This window comes from Thermalbibacter longus, assembly GCF_023806485.1.
In the GTDB taxonomy this organism is placed as follows: domain Bacteria; phylum Chloroflexota; class Chloroflexia; order Thermomicrobiales; family Thermomicrobiaceae; genus Thermalbibacter; species Thermalbibacter longus.
Genome location: NZ_JAMSLR010000012.1, coordinates 55,060 through 79,912, shown reverse-complemented (window position 1 = coordinate 79,912; position 24,853 = coordinate 55,060). Strand labels below are relative to the sequence as shown.

25 protein-coding genes are annotated in these 24,853 nt (G+C 68.4%); 13 read left to right on the top strand and 12 right to left on the bottom strand.

The genetic code is table 11. The annotated features are described in order from the left end of the window. Positions 1 to 76 precede the first annotated feature (76 nt). Positions 77 to 1,051: a tRNA (adenosine(37)-N6)-dimethylallyltransferase MiaA gene (gene miaA, locus NET02_RS13955; RefSeq protein ID WP_347711048.1), complete on the top strand. Its 975-nt coding sequence runs from the start codon at positions 77 to 79 to the stop codon at positions 1,049 to 1,051. Positions 1,052 to 1,105: 54 nt separating this feature from the next. On the opposite strand, the gene NET02_RS13950 is transcribed toward miaA, so the two are convergent. Together NET02_RS13950 and NET02_RS13945 are read right to left on the bottom strand one after the other, a co-directional pair. Then, on the bottom strand, positions 1,106 to 1,969 hold the full coding sequence (locus NET02_RS13950) for a Gfo/Idh/MocA family oxidoreductase (protein ID WP_284058041.1): 864 nt from the start codon (positions 1,967 to 1,969) through the stop codon (positions 1,106 to 1,108). Continuing rightward, a complete protein-coding gene (locus tag NET02_RS13945) occupies positions 1,962 to 3,050 on the bottom strand; it encodes a Gfo/Idh/MocA family protein (protein ID WP_284058040.1) in 1,089 nt (362 codons plus the stop codon). Before NET02_RS13945 ends, NET02_RS13950 begins: the two co-directional genes overlap by 8 nt. Before the next feature lie 108 nt (positions 3,051 to 3,158). On the opposite strand from NET02_RS13945, the gene NET02_RS13940 reads away from it, so the two are divergent. From NET02_RS13940 to NET02_RS13895, 10 genes are all read left to right on the top strand, one after another. After that, positions 3,159 to 4,139 carry an A/G-specific adenine glycosylase gene (locus NET02_RS13940; protein ID WP_284058039.1) on the top strand — a complete coding sequence of 327 codons (981 nt, stop codon included), beginning with the start codon at positions 3,159 to 3,161 and terminating at the stop codon, positions 4,137 to 4,139. Positions 4,140 to 4,418: 279 nt separating this feature from the next. Beyond that, positions 4,419 to 4,895: a hypothetical protein gene (locus tag NET02_RS13935; RefSeq protein WP_284058038.1), complete on the top strand. Its 477-nt coding sequence runs from the start codon at positions 4,419 to 4,421 to the stop codon at positions 4,893 to 4,895. Between the two features lie 214 nt (positions 4,896 to 5,109). Continuing rightward, the gene (locus tag NET02_RS13930) at positions 5,110 to 6,321 is read left to right on the top strand and encodes a GAF domain-containing sensor histidine kinase (RefSeq protein WP_284058037.1); all 1,212 of its coding nucleotides are present in this window, start codon (positions 5,110 to 5,112) and stop codon (positions 6,319 to 6,321) included. Further along, positions 6,318 to 6,944, top strand: coding sequence for a response regulator (locus NET02_RS13925; protein ID WP_284058036.1), 627 nt, complete (start codon positions 6,318 to 6,320; stop codon positions 6,942 to 6,944). Before NET02_RS13930 ends, NET02_RS13925 begins: the two co-directional genes overlap by 4 nt. A 64-nt stretch (positions 6,945 to 7,008) precedes the next feature. Further along, on the top strand, positions 7,009 to 7,884 hold the full coding sequence (locus NET02_RS13920; protein WP_284058035.1) for a cytochrome c oxidase assembly protein: 876 nt from the start codon (positions 7,009 to 7,011) through the stop codon (positions 7,882 to 7,884). Positions 7,885 to 8,052: 168 nt separating this feature from the next. Continuing rightward, on the top strand, positions 8,053 to 8,223 hold the full coding sequence (locus NET02_RS13915) for a hypothetical protein (RefSeq protein ID WP_284058034.1): 171 nt from the start codon (positions 8,053 to 8,055) through the stop codon (positions 8,221 to 8,223). A gap of 31 nt (positions 8,224 to 8,254) precedes the next feature. Then, positions 8,255 to 8,806: a cupredoxin domain-containing protein gene (locus tag NET02_RS13910; protein ID WP_284058033.1), complete on the top strand. Its 552-nt coding sequence runs from the start codon at positions 8,255 to 8,257 to the stop codon at positions 8,804 to 8,806. Positions 8,807 to 8,832: 26 nt separating this feature from the next. Continuing rightward, positions 8,833 to 10,569, top strand: a complete 1,737-nt coding sequence (locus tag NET02_RS13905; protein WP_284058032.1) for a cbb3-type cytochrome c oxidase subunit I — start codon at positions 8,833 to 8,835, stop codon at positions 10,567 to 10,569. A 146-nt stretch (positions 10,570 to 10,715) separates the two neighbouring features. Continuing rightward, positions 10,716 to 12,524, top strand: a complete 1,809-nt coding sequence (locus tag NET02_RS13900; protein WP_284058031.1) for a heme o synthase — start codon at positions 10,716 to 10,718, stop codon at positions 12,522 to 12,524. 31 nt (positions 12,525 to 12,555) lie between these two features. Then, positions 12,556 to 13,662 carry a TIGR04053 family radical SAM/SPASM domain-containing protein gene (locus NET02_RS13895; protein WP_284058030.1) on the top strand — a complete coding sequence of 369 codons (1,107 nt, stop codon included), beginning with the start codon at positions 12,556 to 12,558 and terminating at the stop codon, positions 13,660 to 13,662. A 35-nt stretch (positions 13,663 to 13,697) separates the two neighbouring features. Here NET02_RS13895 and NET02_RS13890 read toward each other — a convergent pair whose 3' ends face one another. The 9 genes from NET02_RS13890 to NET02_RS13850 form a co-directional block, all read right to left on the bottom strand. Beyond that, positions 13,698 to 13,997, bottom strand: coding sequence for a putative phage head morphogenesis protein (locus tag NET02_RS13890; protein ID WP_284058029.1), 300 nt, complete (start codon positions 13,995 to 13,997; stop codon positions 13,698 to 13,700). Positions 13,998 to 14,074: 77 nt separating this feature from the next. Further along, complete coding sequence (locus NET02_RS13885; RefSeq protein ID WP_284058028.1) at positions 14,075 to 15,655, bottom strand: phage terminase large subunit family protein; 1,581 nt, start codon at positions 15,653 to 15,655, stop codon at positions 14,075 to 14,077. A gap of 326 nt (positions 15,656 to 15,981) precedes the next feature. Further along, complete coding sequence (locus NET02_RS13880; RefSeq protein WP_284058027.1) at positions 15,982 to 16,173, bottom strand: hypothetical protein; 192 nt, start codon at positions 16,171 to 16,173, stop codon at positions 15,982 to 15,984. 50 nt (positions 16,174 to 16,223) lie between these two features. Beyond that, positions 16,224 to 16,889, bottom strand: a complete 666-nt coding sequence (locus tag NET02_RS13875) for a hypothetical protein (RefSeq protein WP_284058026.1) — start codon at positions 16,887 to 16,889, stop codon at positions 16,224 to 16,226. A gap of 192 nt (positions 16,890 to 17,081) precedes the next feature. Further along, positions 17,082 to 18,032 (bottom strand): ring-cleaving dioxygenase, encoded by a 951-nt coding sequence (locus NET02_RS13870; protein WP_284058025.1) that lies wholly within the window; start codon positions 18,030 to 18,032, stop codon positions 17,082 to 17,084. A 135-nt stretch (positions 18,033 to 18,167) separates the two neighbouring features. After that, the gene (locus tag NET02_RS13865) at positions 18,168 to 18,503 is read right to left on the bottom strand and encodes a hypothetical protein (protein WP_284058024.1); all 336 of its coding nucleotides are present in this window, start codon (positions 18,501 to 18,503) and stop codon (positions 18,168 to 18,170) included. Continuing rightward, positions 18,491 to 19,957 carry an MFS transporter gene (locus tag NET02_RS13860; protein ID WP_284058023.1) on the bottom strand — a complete coding sequence of 489 codons (1,467 nt, stop codon included), beginning with the start codon at positions 19,955 to 19,957 and terminating at the stop codon, positions 18,491 to 18,493. Before NET02_RS13860 ends, NET02_RS13865 begins: the two co-directional genes overlap by 13 nt. Positions 19,958 to 20,233: 276 nt before the next feature. Further along, the gene (locus NET02_RS13855) at positions 20,234 to 20,632 is read right to left on the bottom strand and encodes a PIN domain-containing protein (protein ID WP_284058022.1); all 399 of its coding nucleotides are present in this window, start codon (positions 20,630 to 20,632) and stop codon (positions 20,234 to 20,236) included. A 3-nt stretch (positions 20,633 to 20,635) separates the two neighbouring features. Then, positions 20,636 to 20,890, bottom strand: a complete 255-nt coding sequence (locus NET02_RS13850) for an AbrB/MazE/SpoVT family DNA-binding domain-containing protein (protein WP_284058021.1) — start codon at positions 20,888 to 20,890, stop codon at positions 20,636 to 20,638. Between the two features lie 420 nt (positions 20,891 to 21,310). On the opposite strand from NET02_RS13850, the gene NET02_RS13845 reads away from it, so the two are divergent. After that, positions 21,311 to 21,802 (top strand): hypothetical protein, encoded by a 492-nt coding sequence (locus tag NET02_RS13845; RefSeq protein ID WP_284058020.1) that lies wholly within the window; start codon positions 21,311 to 21,313, stop codon positions 21,800 to 21,802. Between the two features lie 8 nt (positions 21,803 to 21,810). On the opposite strand, the gene NET02_RS13840 is transcribed toward NET02_RS13845, so the two are convergent. Next, positions 21,811 to 23,682 carry a glycoside hydrolase family 15 protein gene (locus NET02_RS13840; protein WP_284058019.1) on the bottom strand — a complete coding sequence of 624 codons (1,872 nt, stop codon included), beginning with the start codon at positions 23,680 to 23,682 and terminating at the stop codon, positions 21,811 to 21,813. A gap of 41 nt (positions 23,683 to 23,723) precedes the next feature. On the opposite strand from NET02_RS13840, the gene NET02_RS13835 reads away from it, so the two are divergent. Further along, positions 23,724 to 24,596, top strand: coding sequence for a creatininase family protein (locus tag NET02_RS13835; protein WP_284058018.1), 873 nt, complete (start codon positions 23,724 to 23,726; stop codon positions 24,594 to 24,596). The last annotated feature ends 257 nt before the right edge of the window (positions 24,597 to 24,853 follow it).

Here is a 24,853-nt window from a genome sequence, read left to right as displayed (position 1 = left end):
CTCTCTGGCCAAGCAGAAGCGTGATCAGGCCGCCGAGAGTCTACCAGCCGCGCAGAAGCGCGGCAAGCCGCCGGTCATCGCGCTCGTCGGGCCGACCTCAGTCGGCAAGACGGCAACCGCCATTCGCCTGGCCCGCGATCTCGACGGCGAGGTGATTTCAGCCGATTCGCGCTACCTCTATCGCGGCATGGACATCGGAACCGACAAGCCGACCCCAGAGGAGCGGGCCGCGGTGCCCCATCACCTCATCGACATCCTCGACCCGCGCGACGACTACTCGCTTGCGCTCTACCAGCGAGACGCCTACCAGGCGATCGCCGCCGTGCACGCGCGCGGGCACGTGCCGATTCTGGCTGGCGGGACACCGCTCTACATCCGGGCAGTGCTGGAGGGCTGGCAGATCCCGCCCGCGCCACCAGACCCGGAACTCCGCGCGCGTCTCGAACACCGAGCGAGCGTGGAGGGGCCGGAAAGCCTGCACCGCGAGCTGGCCCAGGTGGATCCAGCGGCCGCGGCCCGGATTCCGCCGGAGAACGTCCGCCGGGTGATCCGTGCCCTCGAGATCTACGCGACGACTGGCCGGCCGATGACCGAACTCGAAGGACGCCGCCCACCACCCTGGCACGTGTTGATCCTCGGCCTCACGCTCCCGCGCGACGAGCTGTACCGGCGGATCGATGAGCGCGTCGAGCGCCAGATCGAGCGTGGACTGGTCGAGGAGGTGCGCCGGCTGCTCGAGGCCGGGGTGTCTCCCGACGCTCCAGCCCTCACCGCGCTCGGCTACCGCCAGATCGTGGCGTACCTCCGGGGCGAGTGCAGCCTGGAAGAAGCGATCGAGCGGATCAAGTACGATACCCACCGTTATGCCCGCCACCAGATGACCTGGCTGCGACGCCTGCCGAACGTGCACTGGTTCGATCCACAGGAACCCGGCTGGTACGAGCGCCTCCTGGCCTCGGCTCGAGCATTTCTGCTAGATGAAACCGATTGCCCGGGGGTCAACGTAGATTGTGACGAACGGCAAGAGCCCGCACGTGAGGAGGGGCGCTAGGGCGACGTTTGACGTCGCCCTAGCGCCGTCTTCTGGCCTGCTCAGGTATCGCGGTCATGCCCCGGTATCCGCGAGGCGCACCGCCTGCTGTTCGGTCGCGGCGGACAGCAGGGCAGACAGGACCTCCAGGTAGCGCAACTCGCTCGGAGGGTCGGTCTGCTCCAGGCGCGCGAGCGCCGCTTCCAGGTACCCCGCGGACGGATCGGGCCACCATGGCACAGCACGGGTCGAGCCGTCTCGCTTGGTAGCGTGGACTGCCTGCCGCGTCGGCTCGGCGCGGAGTACGGCATCGGAACCAGTCACCTCCACCAGGAGCCGCTCCGGCTCCGGCCAGCCCGCCGGCAGGCAGGCCGCGACCTCCAGGGTCACCAGCGTCTCGTCTGCCAGGTGCAGGATCGCGTGCCAGGTGTCGTCCTGCTCCCCGAAGAGCGCCGAGCGCCGGGCGTATACCCGAACGACCGGGCTCTCCAGCACCTCCAGCACGTAGTGGAGGAGATCGGCGAGGCGAGCATCGAGGTCTGCCGCCGCATCCCTCGGAAGGTGATGGAGGGCGAACAGCCCATAGGGGCGACCGATCTCACCCCGGCGTACCCGCTGGGCCACCTCGCGGAGCGGAGCATAGCCGACCAGCGGGCTCACCTGTACGATCGATCCGCTGGCCAGGGCCCGGCGTGCCTCATCGTCCAGAGCCAGGAGCGGCGGCATCGCTATCCGACGCCCAGCCGCCAGGGCGAGCGCGACGACGGCAGCGCGCTCGCTGGAACTCGACCCCGCGCAGATAAGGCGGTCGGCGTCCGGCAACGGCGCGCCGGGATCGACACGACCCGCGAGCCGGATGCCGGGGCGGTAGCGCGCGGCGTGGGCCAGGCTGTCGAGCGCGTCTCCGCGTCCGATAAGGCCGACAGTGAGCTCACGCACCTTGGAGCCCCTTCCCTTCGGCTTCGACCGCGGCGAGCGTCACCGGCTGGCCGAGCTGGCTGGAGCGCACTGCGGCGATCGACAGCGCGAGCGCCTGGCGAGCGTCCCAGGGATCGAGCGGCGGCTCGCTGTCCTCGCGCACACAACGGGCAAACGCGGCGATCTCCTGGAGGTAGGCATCATCGACGTGCAGCAGGTGGCTGAAGTTGAGCGGGTAGGCCATCCCGTCCGCCCGCCAGATCTCCATGGGAGACATCGGCGGGTCGGTGGCCCTGATCATGCCATCGGTGCCGACCACCTCGAGCATGTGGTAGTAGGGGTAGCCGGCCGGGAGCTGGTTGACGATCTCAGCCGCCGCGATTGCGCCGCTGGCGAAGGTGACGACGTACGTGAGGAAGTCGGGAACCTCGCCGCCGGGCTCGGTGACCCGCGCCGCTGCGTAGATCGAGAGCGCCTCACTGCCGGTGAACCAGCGCGCGAGATCCGTCTCGTGTACCGCGTTGGTGAGGGCAGCCCCCTGCGAGTAGGCAGCCGAGGCCAGCCAGGGGCGGCCACCCTCCGGTGCCCAGTGGCTAACCTGCAGCTCGAGCCCACCGTACATCGCTCTCGGCCGCCGCTCGTTCTCGCGCACCAGGCGAACCGCACCGACGGCACCTTCGCGGATCAGCCGAGCCACTTCCTGGTAGCGCCGGGTGAAGCGCCGGCTGTGGCCGATCATCAACTTGACGCCATTGCGCCGGGCGGCGGCGATCATGGCGTCGGCCTCCTGAAGGGTCGAGGCCATCGGCTTCTCGCACAGGACATGCTTGCCGGCTTCCGCCGCGGCGACGGCCTGCTCGCAGTGCAGGAACTCGGGCGTGCAGATATCCACCAGGTCGATATCGGGCCGGGCGATGAGCTCCCGGTAGTCGACGTACCAGGCCTCGGCGCCGAAGCGCCGGGCGGCATCGGCCGCCACCTCCGCCCGCACGTCGGCGATCGCTACCAGTTCCAGCTCATCGGCCAGCCGCCGGATAGCCGGCAGGTGCGCGCTCTGGGCGATCGTGCCGGCACCGATCACCCCGATCCGCAGTCGTCGCATCGCGCGCCTCCTCTATCCCTACGGCATCATAGCGCAGGAGCGCCGCTGTGGGACGCGGAGCGAGGCGGGCGCTAGTCATAGGCCAGCAGCCTGGTGTATGACACAGCCATGAGCGAGACGGAGCGGATCGACCCTCTCGACGAGCTTCAACCAGAGCGGATCGCAGAGATCCGGGAGCGGCTGCTGGCCTGGTACCGGGCCGGGCACCGCGACCTGCCCTGGCGGCAGACTCGCGATCCGTACCATATCCTCGTCTCCGAGATCATGCTCCAGCAGACACAGGCTGAGCGCGTCATCCCCAAATATCGGGAGTTCCTGAACCGCTTCCCGACCATCCAGAGCCTGGCGGCAGCGTCGACCGCCGAGGTGATCAAAGTGTGGGCCGGACTGGGCTACAACCGGCGGGCAGTGTACCTGCAGCGCACGGCGCAAGCTGTCGTGGAGCGCCATGGCGGGCAGATGCCGCGCGATCGGGCCAAGCTGGAACGGCTGCCGGGAATCGGGCGCTACACGGCTGGCGCGGTGCTGTGCTTTGCCTTCGGCGAGGATGTCGGTTTCTGGGACACCAACATCGCCCGGGTGCTGCACCGGGTGTTCGTCGGGCCGGAGCTGCCGGCTCGCCGGCTGAGCGCTCGCCAGCTCGATGCGCTGGCCGAACGTCTGGTGCCACCCGGACAGGGATACGACTGGAACCAGGCCCTGATCGAGCTCGGCGCCGTGCAGTGCACGGCGCGCCGGCCGGCCTGCCTGACCTGTCCCCTCCAGGCCTGCTGCCGATCCTTCCCCGAGATCCAGACGCTGCTAAGCGCCCTTCCTCGTGGCACCCGGCTCAAGCGGGAGACACCTTTCGCCGGCTCGACCCGGTACTATCGCGGTCGCCTGATCGAATACCTGCGGCAGGCCCCCGACGGCACCGAGCTCGACCTCTTGACCCTCGGGCACCGGCTTCGACCGGACTTTTCCTCCGAGCACCTTCCCTGGCTCCAACAGCTCGTCGAGGGCCTGATGCGCGACGGGCTCGTGTTGGCCGAAGAGCGCACCGGGTACGACGCGACCGATCCCCGGCGGCTGCACGTCCGTCTCCCCTGAAGCGTCAGCAGGGGCTTCGCGCGCGGAAAGACGGCTATGGTCGTTCCAGCAGATGCGCGAGTGCGTCCTCAGGGGTAGGCAAGGGGAGCGATCTGCTGTAGAGTTGTGCGACACCTTTTCGGCATCGTGCGCGCGGTGCAGTTGCGCCTCGCTCTACGAGCGTGAAGAATCACTTGCGCGTCCGGCACGTTCTCTCTATGGTAGAGAGTCGAGCGGGCTGACCGGAGCAGGTCAGGGGCGGGATGGTTGGCTATCGGCTAGGGCCAGAAGGAGGAGGGCATGGCGGACCGTGACGTGATTGACGCGCTCATCGCGACCTGCCGGGAACTGAACCAGCGGTTCCGGCCGAAGCTACTGGCGCTCAACAGCGGGCAGGATCCCAAAGCGAACCCCGATTCGGTCGTTGGGATTCTGTATCGCCTGCGCAACCGGGAGCTCAACGCCTCGCAGGCAGTCAAAGAGATGTTGCTCAGCGGCGAGACGAGTATCACCGACGACGAGGCGGAACCGATGGTGACGCTGCAACAGACCGCGCTCGGCCTCACGCCCGCGGTGTTGCTCAGCCAGTTCGGCACAGCCCGCGAAGCAACGCTCGCAATGGTCCGCGACCTGCCCGACGAGGTCTGGCAGCAAGCCTTCAATACGCCGCGGGGTCACATGACGCTCCGCGAGTACCTGCAATCGCTGGTCGAACGCGATCGAACCACGATCGAGCAACTCGAGCAGCACCTGGCTCAGGCGAGCCCCAGCCAGTAGCAACCGCGCCGGATCGCCTGCTCCAGGCTGCCGCCGCTCCGCCGGCCACAGGCCGGGAGAGTCCCGTCCCCGACGCACTCCATGCCGCGACCCGCGCCGGCAGTGACGAGAGAAGGTTGGCACTGGCAATCGAGTAGACTTGCGCTCGTCAGCAGTTTTGTCATTCTCCGGCGCGGCGGCCTGCGCGCGCCATGCGGGTTTCGGTGGCAACGCGATGCCAGAGAACGAGCGAGTCCCGGCTAGGGCGCCAGGGCGGCACCGGGCGGCAGTCGAGGATAGGCGCACTCGCGAGCTGCGCATTCTCTACGCGATCTCCGAGGCTCTGAACAGCGCCCCGGACGTCCGGCACGCGCTCGAACGGACACTGGCGCAAGTCGCCGATCTGTTCGGTCTGCACACCGGCTGGATCTGGCTACTCGACCCGGAGACCGGCCAGTTCTACAACGCTGTTGCCCACAATCTCCCACCGTATCTTCAGGAGCCGGTCCACATGAGCGGCAAGAGTTGCTCATGTATCGGCGACTTCCGCGACGGCACGCTCGCGCCCAGAAACATCTCGTTGATCGAGTGCAGCCGGTTGCAGCCGGCTATCGAAGCCGGAGCCATCGAGGCGACCGGTGGGCTACGCTACCATGCCAGCATCCCGCTCTATTTCCGGGACAAGCCACTCGGGATCATGAACATCGCCGCGCCGTCGTGGCGCAAGCTGTCCCGGAGCGAGTTGCGCCTCCTCTCGACGATCGCCAACCAGATCGGGATCGCGGTCGAGCGCGCGCGGCTCGCCGAGGAGAGCGCCCGGTTGGCCCGTGCCGAGGAGCGTGCGAGAATCGCCCGCGAGATCCACGACACGCTCGCGCAGGGATTGACCGCGATCGGGCTACACATCGAGAGCGCGCTGAATCACCTGGAGAGCGAGCCGGAACGCGCCCGCGAGCGGTTGCAGCGAGCGCTCGCGATGACCAGGCGGAGCCTGGAGGAAGCCCGGCAATCGGTCATCAATCTGCGCACCGGCCTGCCGCTCGGCAAGCCACTGGCCGAAGCGCTGCGGACGCTGGCTCGCACCTTTACCGCCGAGACCGGCGTGCGCGTCGCAGTCCAGGTCAGCGATGGCCAGCCGCTGCCGGTGAGCGTGGAAGCCGAGCTGTACCGGATTGCCCAGGAGGCGCTCACCAATGTCCGGCGGCATGCCCAGGCGAGCGAGGTGCGCATCGTGCTGCGCACCGGAACCAGACAGCAGGCCGTGCTTTCGATTCGTGACAATGGCCACGGCTTCGATCCCGCCACCATCCCAGCCGGCTGTCACGGGCTCCTGGGCATGCGCGAGCGTGCGCGGCTGCTCGGCGGCCGGCTGCACGTCGCCAGCCGGCTAGGGAGGGGGACGACCATCACCGCCATCGTGCCGCTGCGCCCGGAGGGCGAGACGTGATCCGCGTGCTCGTGGTCGATGACCACCCGGTCGTGCGGGAGGGGCTGATCAGCGTGCTGGAGGATCAGCCGGGTCTCCAGGTCGTCGGAGCGGCCGGGTCGGCTGAGGAGGCGCTCTCGCTCGTCCGGCGCCTCCGTCCGGACGTCGTGCTGCTCGACCTGGAGCTGCCAGGGATGGGCGGGATCGCAGCCATTCCCTATCTGCGGGCCGGCTCCACGCCGCCGCGCGTGCTCGTCTTCACGGCATACGACACGGACGACCGCGTGCGCGGCGCGCTCGAGGCCGGAGCCGCTGGCTACCTGCTCAAAGGCGTGAGCGGGGAGGTGATCGCCCGGAGCGTACGGTCGGTCTACGAGGGCAAGACCGCGCTGGAGCCACGCTTCGCCGCCAGCGCGCTGCCGCAGACTCGCAGCCCGGCGCGCCAGCGTGGCCCGTTGACCCCACGCGAGCGCGAGGTGCTCGAACTGGTGGCGCAGGGGCTCGCCAACAAGGAGATCGCCTCGCGGTTAGGGATCTCCGAGCGGACAGTAAAGTTCCACATCGCCTCGATCATGGATAAGCTGGGGGCCGAAAACCGCGCGCAGGCGACAGCGCTCGCACTGCAGCGCGGCCTGCTGCGCTAAGCTGGCAGCGGGCACGCCGGCACGGATAGACTTCGGCGCGCGAGCAAGGTGGGAAGCAAAGGCGATGCTCTTTCCCGCTCTCCATACCACCGCAAATGTCGAGTCCTGGCCACGAGCCTGGCACCTCGACCCCGTTCTCGTCCCGCTGCTGACCGCTGCCGGGGTCGGCTACCTCATCGCGCTCCGAGCCGCCCGGCACTCCGGCGGGCGCCCACCGCCGGCCTGGCGCGCCGTCGCGTACTTCGCCGGGCTCGCAGCGCTCGCCGTCGCGCTGCTGGGCCCGCCAGACCACTTCAACGGCGTGCTGTTCTGGGTCCATATGGTGCAACACCTGCTGCTGATGCTGGTCGCTGCTCCGCTGCTGGTGCTGGGCCGCCCGATCTGGCTGATGCTGTGGGCGCTGCCTCCTCGTACGAGGCGAGGCATCCTGCGCGCCACGCTCGGCTCCCGGCCAGTGCGCTCCTCGCTCAGCCTGCTCACGCACCCGCTGACAGTCTTGTTCCTCTATAACGGCAGCTTCATCGCCTGGCACCTGCCGTCGCTCTACCAGGCCGCGGTGGTGAACGAGCTGGTGCACGAACTCGAGCACGCGTCCTTCTTCGGTACAGCGCTCCTCTTCTGGCAAGTCCTGCTCGATCCCCGTCCCTGGCGCCCGCGCCTGTCCACCGAGGCAGCCGTGCTCCTGCTGTTCGTCACCTGGATGGCCTCGGATCTGCTCTGCGCCACGGTGACGCTCTCGAGCGAGCTGCTCTATCCGATCTACGCCCAAACACCCAAGCCGGGAAGAATCAGCCCACTCGGTGACCAGCGCATCGGGGGTGCCCTCATGTGGGTGACGGGGGGCGTCCTCTACGTCGTCCTGCTGGTGAGCTGGGTCGCTCGGGCAGCATCCAGGACTCAGCACCAGGCTCGCGGGCTGACGGGTCGCCTGCGCACGTAAGACATCTCCCAAGCGGTCTTCCGCAGCGCGCACGCGCGTCGCGGCACGTGGAGCTGACGGATAATCCTACCCGTTCGGGTAGTGACATTCTTTCTCGTTCATGGTATCGGTGTGCATAGAACCGTGAGGGCAACCAGCGTATTTCGGCACGAGCGTTGGAGGGGAGCGATGGTGGAATCGCCCGACGAGCGCTCCGGAGGGAAGCAGGGGATACCCTGGCAGCAGGTGCTGCTCGACGACATCTTTCTCCTGATCATGGCCGGGCTCGTGGTGCCCACGCTCTTCTACATCCTGTGGGGCCTGATCAGCTTGGGGAACGTACCGCTGTTCGGCCGCTAGCCGGGGCTTCCGGCAGAGAGGGGGAGTGTCGATGGCCGTCCGGTTCAGCAGCCTGGCCAAGCCGCAAGGGACGTGGTGGCATCCGCTCGGGCGCGACGAGCGCCTCTGGGGCGCGCTCGCCGTCATCTGGGGGCTGGCGATGTTCGCGATGATCGTCTTCATCTGGCCAGCGATCGGGCGCGAGCAGAACCAGATCCAGAGCTACCGCATCGCCCCAGCGACCTTCGGCGCTCTGACCGATCAGTTCATCGAAACGTACCAGGTCGGCGAGATCGACGGCGTGCCGGTAGTCGCCCCACCGCCTGGAAGCGACGTCTATCTCGAGGCGCGAGCGTTCGCCTGGCGGCCGGTGATCCAGCTCAAGCGCGGCGAGACCTACCGCTTCCTCATCTCCTCACGGGACGTGCAGCATGGATTCTCCCTGGTGATGGCACCGCACAGCATCAACTTCCAGGTCTTGCCTGACTACGTGACGGTGATCCAGCTCACTCCGGAGGAAGCCGGCGAATATCCGATCGTCTGCAACGAGTACTGTGGCCTGGGTCATCACCTGATGCTCGGGCGAATCATCGTGACCGAGTAGGCGAGGCAGGGGAGCGAGGTGACACCATGCAAGCCGTAGCCGCATTACAGCGACGCTGCCAGGTGACCGGGCTTCTGGTCGATCGCTCGGCCGAGCGGTTGATCATGGCCAACGCGGTCACGGCCGTGGTCTACCTCGCGATCGGCGGCCTCTTGGCCCTGCTGATCGCGCTGACCCGCTGGCAGGCGATCCATCTCCTGCCGTACGAGAGCTTCTACGCCTTTGTCTCGACCCACGGCATGGTGATGCTGATCTTCTGGATCATCTTCTTCGAGGTGGCCGGCCTGATCTTCGGCAGCACCGTGCTGCTGAGCGCCCGCATGGTGGTGCCGACACTCGGCTGGATCGCGTACGGGATGATGTTGATCGGCTCTGTGGTCGCCACCTATCTGATGGTCACGGGCCAGGCGATCGTGATGTTCACGTCCTATCCCCCGCTCAAGGCACCGCCGCTCTACTACGCCGCCGTGTTGGTGTTCGCCGTCGGTGCGATTCTGGCCGTCGTGCACTTCATCATCAATCTCGTCGGAGCGCGGCTCCGCGGTGACGTCGGCTCGCTCCCGCTGTTCACCTTCGCCCTGCTCGGCGCGGCGATCATCGCGCTGTGGAGCCTGCTCGCCGGCGCTGCTGCGCTGCTGCCGGTCTTCCTCTGGACGGTCGGGCTCGTCCCATCGGTCGATCCCGGCGTCTACCGGCTGCTCTACTGGGGTCTGGGCCACGGCGCGCAGCAGATCAACCTGGCCGCGATGGTCGCTGTCTGGTACGGGCTCGCGAGCTTAACCACCGGAGCGAAGGTGGTGAACGAGGGGTTCAGCCGCATCGCGATCGTGCTCTACGTGCTGTTCATCAACATGGGAGCGATGCACCACCTGCAGGTCGACCCAGGGATCGGAACCTGGGTACGCAATGTCAACGTGAGCTACTTCATGTACGGCGCGGTGATCGGAAGCTTGATCCACGCCTTCAGTATCCCGGCCTCGGTCGAGCTGGCGATGCGGGAGAAGGGCTTCCGACAGGGGCTGTTCACCTGGCTGCGCCGTGCGCCGTGGGGCGAACCAGGTTTCGCCGCCCTGGTCACGAGCCTGTTCCTGTTCGGCGTGATGGGCGGCGTCAGCGGTGTCATCATCGGTGGCCCGTTCGTCAACATGATCTCGCACAACACGCTACTCGTCCCGGCACACTTCCATATGACGGTGGTCGCCGGCACGACAGCCGCCTTCATGGGCATCTCCTACTACCTCGTGCCGCTGATCTTCCAACGGCAGCTCGTGCTGCGGAGCTGGGCCAGGCTGCAGCCATACGTGTACGCCCTCGGGATGACGATCTTCGGTCTGGGGATGGGACTGGCCGGCCACTGGGGTGTCCCGCGGCGGCACTGGGACATCACCTTCTCGACCGCGCGGGCGCTTCGTACCGATATCTTCGAGCAGCCGGAGATCGCGGTCTTCCTTGCCGGGCTGGGCATCGGGGCTATCATCGCGGTCATCGGCGGCGCGATGTTCGTCGCCGTGATCGTCGGCACCGTCCTGCTGGGCCGGCGGACGGCCACACCCGCGCTCGGGAAGATCGCGCCGGAGGCCTTCCTGCCGGTACCGATCGCGGCCGGTGGCTCGGACGGCGAGGTAAGCGCGGCGGAACCCTCACACGAAGGGTTCGAGGTACCGGGAGCGCTGGTGCTGGCACTCGCCTTCCTGGCGCTGTTCGCGTTGCTGTATGCCATCTCCTGGTACGAGCTGAGTTCGGTACCCTGGGGAATTCACTGATCGATGCGCCCGCCATCAGGGAAAACCTGACGACCGGAGACGAGAGAGAACGTATGATTGGGCGACAGTGAAGAGCCGCCGTCGCCGCTGAGAACCACAGCCCACCGACTAGGCGCGGAGGCTCCGAGCAAGGAGGGTCGAGTACAGTGGACTCCGGATCCCTACTGCGACGATTCCGCCGTTTGGCAATCGCGACCGCGATCGCTGGCTACCTGTTGATCGTCTTCGGCGGCACGGTCCGCGTGCTCGGCGCCGGCATGGGCTGCGGGCCGGACTGGCCGCTCTGCAACGGGCAGGTCATCCCAGACCTCGACCTTCTGGCCTGGATCGAGTTCATCCACCGGCTGCTCGCCCTCTCGGTCATCGTGCTGACCGGCCTGCTCGCCATCACCGGGTGGCGACTCCGGCGCCTGAACCCCTGGTACGGGTGGTTGCCGCTGCTGGCAGCCGGGCTGGTTCTAGTACAGGCCGGGCTCGGGGCAGTGACGGTCTTCACCCACCTGGAAGCGCTCGTCGTGACCATTCACCTCGGCGTTGCGCTCACCTACCTGGCAACCGCGCTCGTCCTGGGGTTGCTTGCGATCGTGGCTCCGCAGCGGGCCCCGCGGACGAAGGTGAGAGCGCGCCTCAGCGGCTGGGGCGTTGCCTCGGCGCTGAGCGTCTTCGTGCTGATGCTCACCGGCGCCTACACGGCGAAGAGCGGGGCTGGCTTCGCCTGCCAGGAGTGGCCGCTCTGCGGTGATGCCTTCGTCCCGACCGGCTGGACTGCTATCGACGTGCACCTCACGCACCGGCTGGTGGCGCTGGTAGCGACCGGCCTCGTGGTGGCATCAGCGATCCAGGCCCGGCGGCGCTGGTCGGACGCGCCGCTGATCGCCGGGCTGGCCGTGGCCGCGGCAGTGCTGATGGGCGCCCAGATCTTCGTCGGCGCGGCCAACATCTGGTTCCAGCTCGCCCCGGCCGTGAGCGTGGCCCACCTTGCGGTTGCCACCCTTATCTGGGCTACCCTGGTTCTGGTCATCGCGCTGGACCGGCTGCAGCCTGCCCAGGTGATCGCGGGTACTGGGCGGCAGATCGGCGCACCGCGCCCCCTGGTCCAGGCAGCCCGCGACTATCTGGTGCTGACCAAGCCGGGAGTGATGACACTTCTGCTCCTGACCACGATCTGCGCCATGATGGTCGCCGCTGCGGGCATCCCGCCGCTCGGGACGTTCATCTGGACCGTGATCGGCGGCGCGCTGGCCGCTGGTGGAGCCTCGGCCATCAACCACTGGTGGGATCGCGACATCGACGCGCTGATGAGCCGCACGCGCAGCCGGCCACTGCCACAAGGTCGCGTATTGCCCGAGTACGCGGCGATCTTCGGGGTGACGCTCAGCGTGCTGTCGGTCTACGTCCTGACCGCGTTCGTCAACCCGCTGGCCGCGCTGCTGTCGCTCAGTGGTAACCTGTTCTACGTGTTCGTCTACACCATCTGGCTGAAGCGGACCACCCCGCAGAACATCGTCATCGGCGGGGCAGCCGGCGCGGTGCCGCCGCTCGTCGGCTGGGCAGCGGTCACTGGCCAGGTCTCGCTCCCGGCACTGCTGATGTTCCTGCTCGTCTTCGCCTGGACACCGCCGCACTTCTGGGCACTGGCCCTCTTCAAGAAGACCGACTACTCGGTGGCCGGGGTGCCGATGCTGCCGGCGGTAGCCGGCGAGGAGGAGACGCGCCGGCAGATCTTCATCTATACCGTGCTGATGGTCCTGGCTAGCCTCGCCTTCTACCCGCTGGGAACCGCTGGGCTCTTCTACCTGGTGGCGGCACTGCTGCTAGGGGCGCGCTTCCTCTGGCTGGCTGGCCGGCTGCTGCGGGAGCGATCGGATCAGCTCGCCCGCCGCCTGTTCTTCTACTCCATGCAGTACCTGGGGTTGCTCTTCCTGGCCCTGGTCGTGGACGCGGCCCTGTTCTGATGAGCCAGGGGCGTGGGGAGAGAGGTACCCCATGCGGTACGCGGAACGCCCGCTGCTGGTCTACTGGGAACTCACGCGCGCCTGCGAGCTGGCCTGCCGGCACTGCCGCGCCGAGGCCGTCTCCCGGCGCCATCCGCGCGAGCTCTCCACGGCAGCCGGTTACGCTCTGCTGGAACAGCTCGCCGGGTTCGGCCCACCGCTCCCGCACCTCGTCCTGACTGGAGGCGACCCGCTCAAACGCCCCGATCTCTTCGATCTGATCTCTCGGGCTCGCTCCCTGGGCTTCAGCGTCGCGATCACGCCCAGCGGAACCTACGCGCTCACCCAGCGCGTCGTCGCCAGGCTCAAGGACGCCGGGGTTTCGATCCTGGCACTCAGCCTGGATGGCTCGACGGCAGCCCGCCATGACGCCCTGCGCGGAGTCCCAGGAAGCTTCGACTGGACAGTGCAGGCCGCGCGCTGGGCACGCTCGCTCGGGTTGCCGTTGCAGATCAACAGCCTGGTCTGCGCCGAGACACGAGACGACCTGCCTGCTCTGCTCGATCTGGTCGGGGAGCTGGGCGCCCAGCGGTGGAGCCTCTTCTTCCTCGTACCGATCGGCCGGGGCCGGCTCCTCCGCGAGGTCGAGCCGGACGAGGCTGAACGAATCATGGCCTGGCTCTACCAGGTCACTCCCACCGTCCCGTTCGCGATCAAGACGACCGAGGCACCGTTCTACCGGCGAGTCGTCGCCCAGCGGCGGGCACACGAGCGCCGCAGCGGGGGCACCCCGCCGGATCTGGCCTCCGTCCGCCAGGGTCACGGTGTGCGCGACGGCAACGGTATCCTGTTCATCTCGCACGTGGGGGATATCTATCCCGCCGGGTTTCTGCCGCTCAAGCTCGGCAACGTGACGACGTCAGACCCGGTCGAGGTCTATCGACGGCACCCGCTCCTCGTCTCCCTGCGCGATCCCGACCGCTTCAAAGGGAAGTGTGGCCGCTGCGAGTTCCGCTTCGTCTGCGGCGGATCGCGAGCACGTGCCTGGTCGGCCACCGGCGACCCGCTGGAGAGCGACCCCCTCTGTCCCTACCAGCCCTCGTTGCCGGCATCGACTGTCCAGCCTCCAGTTCCCGGAGACGCTACTCTCCCGGCGTGATATCCGGCGAGCGGGAGGTGGAGGTGTGATGGGGGTCACTGGTTGACGGAGCCTCCGCCTCCGCCGGAGGGCGGCCTGGTGGGACTGCCGGGGCCGCCCCGCCCGCTGCCGGCGGGGGCTTGATCGGCCGGGCGGGCGATACACTCCCAGTAGACAGCGACCCTTTTACAGCGACAGTTGCGGTGCCGTGGCGGGTGGGGGCCGTGGCCCTTGAGGAACCACTGGCCATCGAGCGCGGCGCACTCCGGGCAGGTGGTGGGCCCGTGGTGGGTGATCCACTCCTCCCAGATGAGGACGGTGCCGTCGCAGGGGCGGGCGACCTCAGAGGCGGTCATGGGTTGTGCCTCCTTTCTGTGGGCAGGTGGGCAGGCACAGGGGCCTGCCCCTACCGGGCAACCGCAGGGGGTTGCCCCTACCGGTGGTCATGGTCGATTCTGCCTTTCGCGGTGCGCGGTCGCCAGTCGACCTGATCGAGGACGGCGCAGAGGGCGGCGGAGACCAAGAGATCGTCGTGGGTGCGGGGGTCGGGGACGGCCCAGGACATGAGTTTCCCGGGGCCGGGGCGGACTTCGTAGGTGCAGGCCTCCACCTGCTGCCAGAAGAGGCGGGCCAGGTGGGCGGCTTCGGGGTCGACGCCCTCGCCGTTCGTTCTGTGATCCTGGTAGCGGCCGGAATCGACGATGCCGAGGAAGTTCCAGCCGAGCTGCGACTTGGAGGCGAGCGAGAAGGTGAAGGGGAGGACGACGTGCTCCCCCAGGGTGGCCTGGAGGAAGGAGGCGAGGCCGGCGCCGACGCCGGTGGCATCGACGACGAGGGCCTGGGCTCTCCACGTCCTGGCGATGGTGGCGACCTGCTGGTGGAGGAGGGTGTGCGTGGTACGCGTCCAGAGGTAGCGGCGGACGACCTGGTAGGTGGGGCGCTCTCCCTGCGTCCGTACGCGGAAGACGGTGAGGGCGGTGGAGTCGCGGCGGCCGAGGGGGTCGGCCTGGGCGTCGGACTCCTCTTCGCCGGCGACATCGAGGGTGAGGGCGTAGGTCTCGCCGGGGAGGGGGGCGGTGAGGGGCGGGTGCTGGCCGCGCATGAGGAGCTGGCGGGCGGCGGGGAAGAGGCGGCCGGCGCCGGCGAGCTCCTCCAGTTCGTACTCGGTGCGGATGAAGGGGTGATCGGGGCCGAGCTGGGCGATTTGGCGCTGGACGTGCTCCGCGTAGGCGGGGAGGTGCCCCGCCACCTGCTGCCAGGGGACGAGGAAGAGGCGAGGCTGGGCATCGGAGGCCTCCAGCTCGCGGAGGTAGCGCATCTGGCGGGCGAGGAGGGTATCGGACGACCAGGTGGTGCCCATAAAGAGGGTGGGGGCGGCGGTGGAGGCGGTCATGGGGGCGAAGACGGCATCCCAGCGGTCGGGCTCGATATCCTGGGCCTCGTTGGCGACCAGCAGCAGGGACGCGGTTTGGCCGCGGGCGTTGGCGGTGGGGGAGGCGGAGGTGAAGCGGACGGCGGCGCGGCCGATCCGCACCTGGGTCTCGGAGACATGGAGCGGGAGGCCGAGGGCGCGGAGGCGCTCCGAGCGGAGGACATCGAGCAGCCGGTCACGGGCGATCTGGGCCTGGGGTCTGAGCGTTGGCAACGCGACCACGGCGGTACCGCCGGCCTTGTGGAAGGTGACGAGGAGGTAGGCGAGGAGCTGGGCGAGCATCTCGTCCTTGCCGCTTTGTCTGGCGAAGACGGCGGCGAACTCGGCGGGAACCCCAGTGTTCCCGCGGCGGCGGTGGATGACGGCGCGGGCGATGGCGTTGGCGGGTGTGGCCTGGTAGGGGCGGAGGGCGCGGCCTGGGAGGAAGGCGCGGGAGAAGTGGGCCGGGCTCTGGAGGGCGAGGCGGAGGGCGGCGTGCAGCGGCGAGCCCGCGCGGGTACCCGCGTCTTTCCCGCGTTGAGCGCTCCCGTGAGCTGCCTGGCCTGCTTTCGACCCCGTCGAACTGTCTCGTCGCTCCGGCACCACGCCTCCCTCGCTGGTGGACATCGCCTGCCCCGGCCCGGCTCAGGGCTCCACCGCGCTCGCTCGCCGAGCCGGGGCGCTGGTTTGGCGAACAGGGGCCTCCAGTGCGCGATGAAAGCGGCGACCGAGACCGTCCCGCTCAGCGAGCTGAAGCTCGCACTGCATCGGAGAGGACGAGCGGGACGAAAGCGGACAGCGTCATGCTGTCCGCACCGGGGCTCGCTAGCGCATCGAAGCGGAGCCTTGCGATGGCAGGCGACTGGCCATAGAGCCGTCCACCATGATGGTCATAAGCGGCCTCAGAGCGAGGGGCGAGGGCTGTCCCTTCAGGGCTGCTGCCCGTGCTGGGCGAGCCGCACCCGGTACCGGGCCGGGTCTTCGCCGAACTGCTCGAGCAGCCACCGCGTTTGCTTCAGGAGCAGCTCAGCGCTCGCATGCGTCTCGATCCACAGCCTGTCGTCTACACGCTCGGAGGCACGGAATCGTTGTCCACTCGGGTGCACCGGCTCGGTGTGCACCAGGTACCGCCTCTGCGCGCCCAGCAAGCGCACTGGGCACCGATGCGGGCTCAGCGTGCCGGCCCCCGCGCCACCTCGACCAGGAGATCCTTCCAAACGCGGAGCGGCACCTCCGTGCCGTCCGGCAGGACGAGCGCCGCCGGTGGCCGAGTACTGGGCACCGGACGGAACTCGCTCAGCGGGATCTCAGGCATAGGCGGCGGTGGCGGAGGAGGTGGTGGCGGGACCGGTCCGCCGGCCAGCAGCGGGCGCCAGAGCGCCCTCAGGATCGCGACGGCCGCTTCCGCCGGCGTGCCCTTGCCGAGGTCGACGGTATGAACTGGCTGCTTCAGGTCGTAGGGCCGGTAGATCTGCCAGAGCAGCCCGTTGGTAATAGCGACGTATTCGATCTGGATGCCCTGCTGGATCAGCCGCCAGGCGTAGCCGACCACCGCGGCTTGGGCGATCGGCGGCAGCTTCGGGCCGAGCGTCTTCGCCTCGATGAGCACGGCGGGCTTGCCGTCGGCGCCGAAGAGGCAGTAGTCGGCCTTGCCCTGCCCGGCGGCGTACTCCGGCCGGACCACGGACGGGTCGTCGAGCGGCCAGCCGAGCGCTCGCAGGATCGGGTCGATCAGCGCGTAGCGCGCCAGTGCCTCGCTGGTCTCCAGCTCCTGCGGGTACCGCGCGGCGCGATCACGCACCCGCTCGATCGCCCGCAAGAGCTCCTCAGCCGCCATCGCCTCCTCCTCGCTTGCCCGGGCCGGCACGCGCCGAAGCCCACCGCGCCGGGGCACGCTCCCGCTCGCGGCGCTCACCGCTATTCTAACGCGCAATCGCTTGCGGTCTATCGAACGGCAGAGCGGCCGGCTAGTGGCTGATCTCCTCAACTCGTCAGAATGCCTGCTCTTGGAACCGCGGGCCTGGCCGTGCTACCGGGTCGCCGGCAGGCGGAGCGGCGGGAGCTGGCGGATCAACTCCTCGCGGCGGGGCTCCAGCCAAGGCGGCAACCGCAGCTCGCTGCCCAGGCGCTCGGCCGGCTCATCGACCGTGAACCCGGGCGGGTCGGTCGCGATCTCGAACAGCAGCCCGCCCAGCTCGCGGAAGTAGATCGACCGGAAGTACTGGCGGTCGAGCACCGGCGTGACGCGGAAGCCGCGCTCGGCGACCTCGTGATGGACCTGTCGCTGAGCGTCGTCGTCGGGCACGCGGAGCGCCAGGTGGTGTACCGTACCTGTCCCCTCGATCCCCGGCGTCGCCTCCTGGGGCTCGATCAGGTCGATGATCGCCCCGCTGCCGCCCTGGCCGGCGATGTAGCGCGCGCGCCCGCCCTCTTGCGCCTGCTCGCGCAGGCCGAGCAGCTCCTCCAGCACCCGGGCCGTGCGCTCGGGCGCCAGCGAGACGGCACTTATCCCGTAGATGCCGCGGATCGCCATCTCAGCCGGCACCGGCCCCTGCGGCCAGCCCGGCCGCTCCTCGGCCCCCGGGTGGGCGACCAGCTCGAGCGGTAACCCATCAGGGTCTTCGAACGCGAGCACGGTCTCCTCGAACCGCTCGACGGGGGCAGCACACTGTACCCCGTGCGCATCGAGGCGCGCTCGCCAGTAGTCGAGCGCGCCGGGCGGGATCGAGAGCGCGGTAGCGGTGAACTGGCCAGCACCGACCCGGCCGCGCCGCATGTGCGGCCAGGGGAAGAAGGTGATGATCGTGCCGGGCCGGCCAACCTCGTCCCCGTAGTAGAGGTGGTAGGTGTTGGGCACATCGAAGTTCACCGTCAACTTGACCAGCCGCAGGCCGAGCACGCCCGCGTAGAAATCCAGGTTCCGCTGGGGATCGCCAGCGATGGCGGTCATGTGGTGGATACCGTTAATCGGGCCAGACATCGAGTCCTCCTCGTTGCGTCGTCACCACGCCCTGGTGTGGGACACCCGGTCTCTCGCGCGGTCGAGGTGACCGAGGCTATGCTCCGTTCGAGCGATGGCTAGAGCGTAGCACGTCGCGCTCGAGGCTGCCGGCCACTACTCGGGTGCCTGGTCGCGCGTCTGCTCCAGCGCCCGGGCGGTCTCCTCGCGCTCCAGCACGGCCGCCGGGTCGATCTCCAGGTAGTGGATTAGGCTGGCCAGGTAGGCATCGAGCGAGACGCCGGCCAGCTCGTCCGATGCCTGGCGACTAGCCAGGGCGTCGGCACAGGGCTCGCTGCAGGCAACGAGTACCGGCTGAGCAGCCTTTCCTCGCTTGCCCGAGCGCAGCGGCCAGAGAACCAGGCCTGTCTGGGCAGGCGCCGCCTGGCCACAGTTGTCGCACTGCACGTCGGGGACGAACGCGTCGTCGCGACGAGCCATCACGAAGGGCATCGCTCTCCTCCTTGCGGCAGCTCCGCTGACCATGCCTGCTCCGCGCGGGGCCGCTCGGCCCGGATCAATGCGGCGAGCAGCGAGGCCACCAGCGAGGCAGCCAGCGTAATCAGGAACGCGTCGCTGAACCCGGCTCCAGCGCCGCTGTGGAGCGGGTTCCAGCCATCGACCGCTGGCTCCCGCGCCTCCAGTACTGTTGTGGTGAGCGCCGCGCCGAAGGCGCTACCGAGGAAGAACTGCATATTGTACAGGCCGATGCCGAGCCCCACGCGCTCGGATGGCAGGAGGGCCGAGACCACGACGGTGCTGGCGCTGTTGACGAGACCCATGCCGGCTCCGCAGAGGATCAAGAGCCCGGCGACCAGCACGGCCGAGCGACCAGCGCCGACGCTGGAGAGCAAGACCATACCGGCAGCCCAGAGAGCGAGCCCAGCTCGCATCGGGAGCAGTCCTCCCAGCCGGTCAGCAAGACGACCTGCCAGCGGGCTCAGCAGACTCATCACCGCCGCGGACGGCAACATCGCCAAGCCGATCTCGAACGCCGGTAGGCGGTTGACCCGATCCAGCAGGAGAGGCACCAGCACCAGCATACCGAAGTGCGCGCCCGACTGCAGAAAGGCGATTGCGCCGGCGAGCAGATAGGCGCGGTTCCCGAGCAGCGACGGCGGGACGAACGGATCAGGAACAGTCCGGATCCGCCAGCCGAGGAGGAGCAGGCTGAGCAGGCTGGCCATCCAGGGCCCGAGGACGAGCCCTGAATCCAGCCCGTGCCGCTCGATGTTGGTGATGCCGATGAGCAGGCCAGCGACCACGCCCGTGAGCAGGAGACCACCGGGCAGGTCGAGCCGGGAATCGGCCGGCCGGGACGGTGGGAGCAGGCGCCGGGCGAAGGGGACTGCGAGACCCAAAAGCGCGCTGACGCCGAAGAGCGCCCGCCAGCTCAGGAACTGTGTGATCAGGCCACCGAGCGTCGGCCCCAGCGCGGCCCCGGCGCCGACGGTGGCAGCGGTGATGCCGAGCGCAGCCCCGCGCCGGGCCTCCGGCACGTGGCGAATGATCAGGGCCGTCCCCAACGAAGGGATAGCGCCGGTTCCGATTGCCTGGAGTGCCCTGCAGATGACCAGCAGGGGATACGTGGGAGCGATGGCGGCCAGCAGCGAGGCGACCGAGAACAGGGAAAGACCGGTGATGAGCATGCGACGGAGACCGTAGCGATCTCCCAGGCGGCCGTAGAACGGGGTGGAGACGCCGAAGAGGAGGGAATAGGCGGTCACGATCCAGCCCAGCCTAGCCGGGCTGACAGCGAACTCGCGCCCGATCTCGGGTAGAGAGACATTGAACATCGACGTGTTCAGCACCGAGAAGAACACGCAGACGCTCAGGAGCGCGACGACCGCACGCTCCCGAACATGCACCTGCGCCGGCATCTCTATTTGGGTCGCTCCCCCGGCCATCGCCGCTCGCATTCGATCAGTATCGTGCCGTCGGGCGCGTCACCGCTGCATGAGACCAGCGGCGCCACGGCGGCACGGTCTGCTAACTGTAACCGAACGGCGGAGTGAGCGCTTCCCGCCCGTGCTGTCGCGCAGGGTTAGCACAGACGCGTGTCGCTCGCGTCACCTCGGGTTCACGCCCTGTGCATGGCAGCACGCTCTCAGCCCCTCCCAAAGCGCGCTCCAGGGCAGGCTGGCTTCGAGCGATACCCCGGTCTTCTCGAGCTCCTCGGTAGCCTACGCGCTGAGGAGGGTAACCGGCAGCTTCTTTTGATCGTCGTCGAACGAAGCCACCCCGTCGCCACAGGTGGCGGCCCAGAGGGCAAGGTAGGCATCGTCGAAGTCGACGTTGCGCTCCGCCATCAGATCGAGCGCGGCGAGCACGTGTTCCTCGTCGTGGACAGCGAGCGCCTCCAAACGGAGGACGATGCCCAACTCTCGCCTGATTTCCTCGTGTGTATACGTATACAGGCGGCGCAGCAAGTAGGTCGCCCCTGCGACGTGGAGCGGATGAACCGCGAGGGAGAGCGCTCCGAACTCGGCTTGCGCGACCAGCGCCAGCGCGCGCTCGAACAGGTCAGGGGGAGTCTTCGTGACGAGCCGGAGCAGCACGTTGGTGTCGAGCCAATAGCGCACAGGCTAGCCTCGCTGCTCCCGCTCGGACAACGCCTGCGCGAGCGCTGCCTTCTCCTGCTCGAAACCGGCGAAGGGTATCCGGCTGCCTCGCAGCAGATCCCGGAGCTGGGCCGCGCGGTAGCGGCGGAGCGGGCGCAGCCGGATCTCGTCGTCGACCACACTGACCTCGAACTGATCCCCCTTGCCCAGGGCAAGTTGCTGCCGCACAGGTTTCGGAATCGTGAGTTGCCCCTTACTCGTCAGCGTTGTTCTGATCATAAGTGTCATCTCCTGACTTCATGCGCCGTTGTAAGATAGACCATGCAGGACTCCAAGTAGGAGCCGGCGCCGGTGGCGATCGGCGAGCACGCCAGGCGCGACCGGCGCCGTAGCTGAAGTAGGGGCGACCGGCTGGTCGCCCCTACATATCGTCCCTTAAGTCTCCTGGCAGGGAGCTGGCACACCAGCGAGCCGGCTTCAGCGGGTTTCCCCACAGTTTACAGCGATGCCATAGAGTGCCCCTTCCGCCGGCGTTGACGGGTGAGCGCGGGGCCCCAGACCTGCGCCAGGCGATGCCACAGGATCGCGGCTGACACGGCGTGCAAGAGTGAGAGGCGCTCGGCAATCGCTATCGTTGCCGGCCTCTCCTCGCGCCGCTACGCTTGAATGTAGCCAGAGTCTCGCGGGAGGTCTTCGGTCATGCAGGTCTGGCTCGGGTTCAGCCAGGTGGTGCTCTGGGGCTTGGCTGCCACCCTCATCCTGACGTTGATCCTGCGCGGCAGCCAGGCGGCTGGGCTGACGCGGATGGATCTCCCTCTCATCCTCGGGCTGATCCTGACCCCCGACCGCGAGCGCGCCAAGACGCTCGGCGTACTGGTGCACATCATCAACGGTTGGCTTATCGCCTTCCTGTACGCCGCCTACTTCCGGCTCCTGGGCCAGCCGAGCTGGGAATCGGGCGCGCTGCTCGGGTTGCTCCACGGGCTGGTCGTCCTGATGGTCGTCCTCCCGGTCTTGCCCGGCATCCACCCGCGAATGGCCAGCGACGCGACCGGCCCCGAGCCGACGCGCAACCTCCAGCCGCCTGGCTTCCTCGGGCTGAACTACGGACGGCAGACCGCGATCGTGACGCTGCTCGCGCACGTGATCTACGGCCTCCTGCTCGGCCTGACGCTCGGCTGGCAGCCGTAGTCCCCCTCTCAGGAGGCGGCGACCGATACTGGCAGGCGCTCCCGGCCGCTCAGCTCCTCCAGCGCCAGCGCCGTATCGATCAGACCGATATGGCTGAACGCCTGGGGAAAGTTCCCGAGCTGCTCGCCGCTCGCCGGATCGATCTCCTCGGCCAGCAGCCCCAGGTCGTTCGCGCGCTGCAGCAGCCGCTCGAAGTGCTCGAACGCCCGCTCGAGCTGGCCGATGCGGGCCAGCGCCGCAGCCAGCCAGAAGGAGCAGATCACGAAGGCGCCTTCCGGGCCAGGCAACCCGTCCTCGCGGAGATAGCGATAGACCAGCTCGCCCCGCGCCAGGTAGCGGGCGATCGCCTCCACGGTGCCGACGACGCGGGGGTCACGCGGGGAGAGGAAGCAGTCAATGAGCGCGAGCACCAGGAGCGCGGCGTCGAGCCCTCGCCCTGGCACACTGACGAACGCGCCCAGCTCCGGGTCGTAGCCGTGCCGCAGTATCCAGTCTTCGATGGCCGCCTCGGTACGGGCGATCTCCCCCTCGGGGATCGAGAAGCCGTCGAGGCGGGCCAGCTCGCGCACCCGCCGCAGGCCGACGGCGCACATCGCCTTAGAGTGCACGTGGTGCGCGCGGCCAGAGCGGACTTCCCAGATGCCATCGTCGGGCTCTTGCCAGCGCCGCATAATCACGCTCGCCAGGCCGCGGATAAGGGTGTGGTCATCGCGCTCGAGCGGCCTGCCGGTACGCCGGTAGATCGCGAGCGCGTCCAGCACCTCGCCGTAGACGTCGAGCTGGAACTGCCTGGACGCGTCGTTGCCGACGCGCACTGGGCGCGAGCCCCGGTAGCCCTCGAGGTCGGTCAGCAGTCGCTCGGGCAGGTGCGTCTCGCCGTAGATGGAGTAGACCACCTGCAGCTCCGGATGGGTGAGCCGGGTAGCATGGAGCAGCCAGTCGACGAAGGCGTCAGCCTCGCGGTGGAAACCCAGGTTCAGGAGCACGCGCACGGTGAACGCCGCGTCGCGTAGCCAGCAGTAGCGGTAATCCCAGTTGCGCACGCCGCCGATGTATTCGGGCAAGGAGGTGGTCGGCGCGGCGATGATGGCCCCTGATGGAGCGTAGATCATCAACTTGAGCGCCAGGGCGCTACGGATCACCGCGTCGCGATACGGCCCGCGGTACCAGCAGTGCCCGACCCAGGTGCACCAGAAGTCTTCGGTCAGCCGCTCGAGGAGGTCGAAATGCTGGGGGATCGGCAGCTCGGCCGGGGCTTCCGGCGAGTAGGCCAAGGCCAGGTCGAGCCGCTGGCCCTGCTCGAGCGTGATCGACCCGGTCAGGGTGCCGCCACGGATCTCGAGCGGCACCTGGCTGTACAGGATGCAGAGCTGGTCAGCCCAGCCGATCGAGTACCAGGCCGGCTGGAGCCGCTGGACATCCGGAGTGCGCCGCCCGAAGCTCGGGCGCAGGCGGACGGTGATGCGCAGCGTTACCCGGCCGGCATGGCAGCGTAACCGGCGGACCAGCATCCGGTACGGCACGGGGAAAATCTTCTTCTGTCGCTCGGTGAGCGCCGGCATGAAGTCGACGATCAGCACGCGGCCGGAGGCGGTGTGGAATTCGGTCTCCAGGATATTGGTGTCGGGGCGGTAGCGGCGCCGCGTCTCGGCCGGCTCCAGCGGCTCGATGGCAAAGTAGCCACCCAGGTCAGCATCCAGCAGCCGGGCAAAGACGGGGTCACTGTCGAAGCGGGGCAGGCACCACCAGTCGACCGAGCCGCGCCGGGATACCAGCGCGATGCTGCGTCCATCGCCGATCGCGCCGTAGTCGCTGATCGGCGGGTAGCGCGTGTCGGGCGCGGCTGTCTCCTTCGTCTGCCTGGTCGGGGATGTTGACATCGGCAGCGACACTCCCTCGCGCTGGCTTTCACGATCCCGGCATGCATGGTACTATGCGGGGCTACCGGTTGCTGGTCGGTACACTGCTACTGAAGGGTGGGGCCGTCATGGAGGAGGGGCGCAACCGCTACGTGCTCTGGGAGCTGACCTGGCCGGAGCTGGAGGCAGCCAGCTCCGAGATCAGCCTGGTGGTCATCCCCGTCGGGTCGACCGAGCAGCACGGGCCGAACACCACGTTCGGGACCGACAGTATTCGGGCGCACGAGTTCGCGCTTCGCCTGGCCGAGCGACTCTACCCCGAAGTACTGGTGGCGCCGGTCATGCCCTACGGCGTGTCGCCGCATCACATGAGCTTCCCGGGGACGATCACGCTCGCGCCGGAGACGTTCACCCAGGTGCTCTACGAGGTGGTCGAGAGCCTCTCCGAGCACGGGTTCGACCGGTTCCTGTTCATCAATGGGCATGGCGGCAACCGGCCAGCGCTCGATCTGCTAGTGGCGCGCTTGCGACGCGAGCTGGACGTGCTGGCGGCCTGGGTCTCTATCAGCGAGCTGGCGAGCGATGTGGTGCAGGCCGGCAAGAAGGCCGCGGTGATCGGTCATGCCTGCGAGAGCGAGACGAGCCAACTCCTCTACCTGGCTCCCTGGGCTGTGCGCACCGAGGCGCTGAGCCCAGGGGAACTCCTGCAACAGGAGTACCCGCACGCCCGCTGGTCGGGACCGGTCCACGTGCCCTATACCTTCGACGAGATCACCGCGAACGGCGCGCTCGGAGACGCGCGGGCGGCCTCCGTCGAATTCGGCGAGCGAATCATCGAGACGGCGCTGGATCGGCTGGTCGAGTTCATCGAAGCCTTCGTCGAGGAGGGCGAGTACTACGAGGACTTCGAGCTCGAAGGAGACGAGCGCATCTGACAGGCCGCTGGCCAGCGGTACCCCTTGGGAAAATTCGGGGGACTGGGCTAGAATGGACGCGTCGAACTCGTGGCGCTCGTGATTGGCGTCCGCTCGTCTATGCGCACGGATCGCGACAGCGTACCGCTCGATCGATCCCGCGTGCCCCACGCGGTCATGGCCGGCAGGATTCACGTCCTGCTGCCCTGCCGGCACGAGAGCGCTTCCCCTGACCCTAATGGGCGGCTTCCGGCACCTGCCTGCTCACCCGGCCGGAC

Coding starts and splice junctions, on each gene's coding strand:
- NET02_RS13845 (WP_284058020.1), top strand. CDS start 21,311: ATGCAGGTCTGGCTCGGGTTCAGCCAGGTGGTGCTCTGGGGCTTGGCT.
- NET02_RS13930 (WP_284058037.1), top strand. CDS start 5,110: ATGCCAGAGAACGAGCGAGTCCCGGCTAGGGCGCCAGGGCGGCACCGG.
- NET02_RS13905 (WP_284058032.1), top strand. CDS start 8,833: ATGCAAGCCGTAGCCGCATTACAGCGACGCTGCCAGGTGACCGGGCTT.
- NET02_RS13865 (WP_284058024.1), bottom strand. CDS start 18,503: ATGCCCTTCGTGATGGCTCGTCGCGACGACGCGTTCGTCCCCGACGTG.
- NET02_RS13920 (WP_284058035.1), top strand. CDS start 7,009: ATGCTCTTTCCCGCTCTCCATACCACCGCAAATGTCGAGTCCTGGCCA.
- NET02_RS13840 (WP_284058019.1), bottom strand. CDS start 23,682: ATGTCAACATCCCCGACCAGGCAGACGAAGGAGACAGCCGCGCCCGAC.
- NET02_RS13895 (WP_284058030.1), top strand. CDS start 12,556: ATGCGGTACGCGGAACGCCCGCTGCTGGTCTACTGGGAACTCACGCGC.
- NET02_RS13860 (WP_284058023.1), bottom strand. CDS start 19,957: ATGGCCGGGGGAGCGACCCAAATAGAGATGCCGGCGCAGGTGCATGTT.
- NET02_RS13945 (WP_284058040.1), bottom strand. CDS start 3,050: ATGCGACGACTGCGGATCGGGGTGATCGGTGCCGGCACGATCGCCCAG.
- NET02_RS13910 (WP_284058033.1), top strand. CDS start 8,255: ATGGCCGTCCGGTTCAGCAGCCTGGCCAAGCCGCAAGGGACGTGGTGG.
- NET02_RS13850 (WP_284058021.1), bottom strand. CDS start 20,890: ATGATCAGAACAACGCTGACGAGTAAGGGGCAACTCACGATTCCGAAA.
- NET02_RS13935 (WP_284058038.1), top strand. CDS start 4,419: ATGGCGGACCGTGACGTGATTGACGCGCTCATCGCGACCTGCCGGGAA.
- NET02_RS13875 (WP_284058026.1), bottom strand. CDS start 16,889: ATGGCGGCTGAGGAGCTCTTGCGGGCGATCGAGCGGGTGCGTGATCGC.
- NET02_RS13870 (WP_284058025.1), bottom strand. CDS start 18,032: ATGTCTGGCCCGATTAACGGTATCCACCACATGACCGCCATCGCTGGC.
- NET02_RS13890 (WP_284058029.1), bottom strand. CDS start 13,997: ATGACCGCCTCTGAGGTCGCCCGCCCCTGCGACGGCACCGTCCTCATC.
- NET02_RS13835 (WP_284058018.1), top strand. CDS start 23,724: ATGCATGGTACTATGCGGGGCTACCGGTTGCTGGTCGGTACACTGCTA.
- NET02_RS13915 (WP_284058034.1), top strand. CDS start 8,053: ATGGTGGAATCGCCCGACGAGCGCTCCGGAGGGAAGCAGGGGATACCC.
- NET02_RS13940 (WP_284058039.1), top strand. CDS start 3,159: ATGAGCGAGACGGAGCGGATCGACCCTCTCGACGAGCTTCAACCAGAG.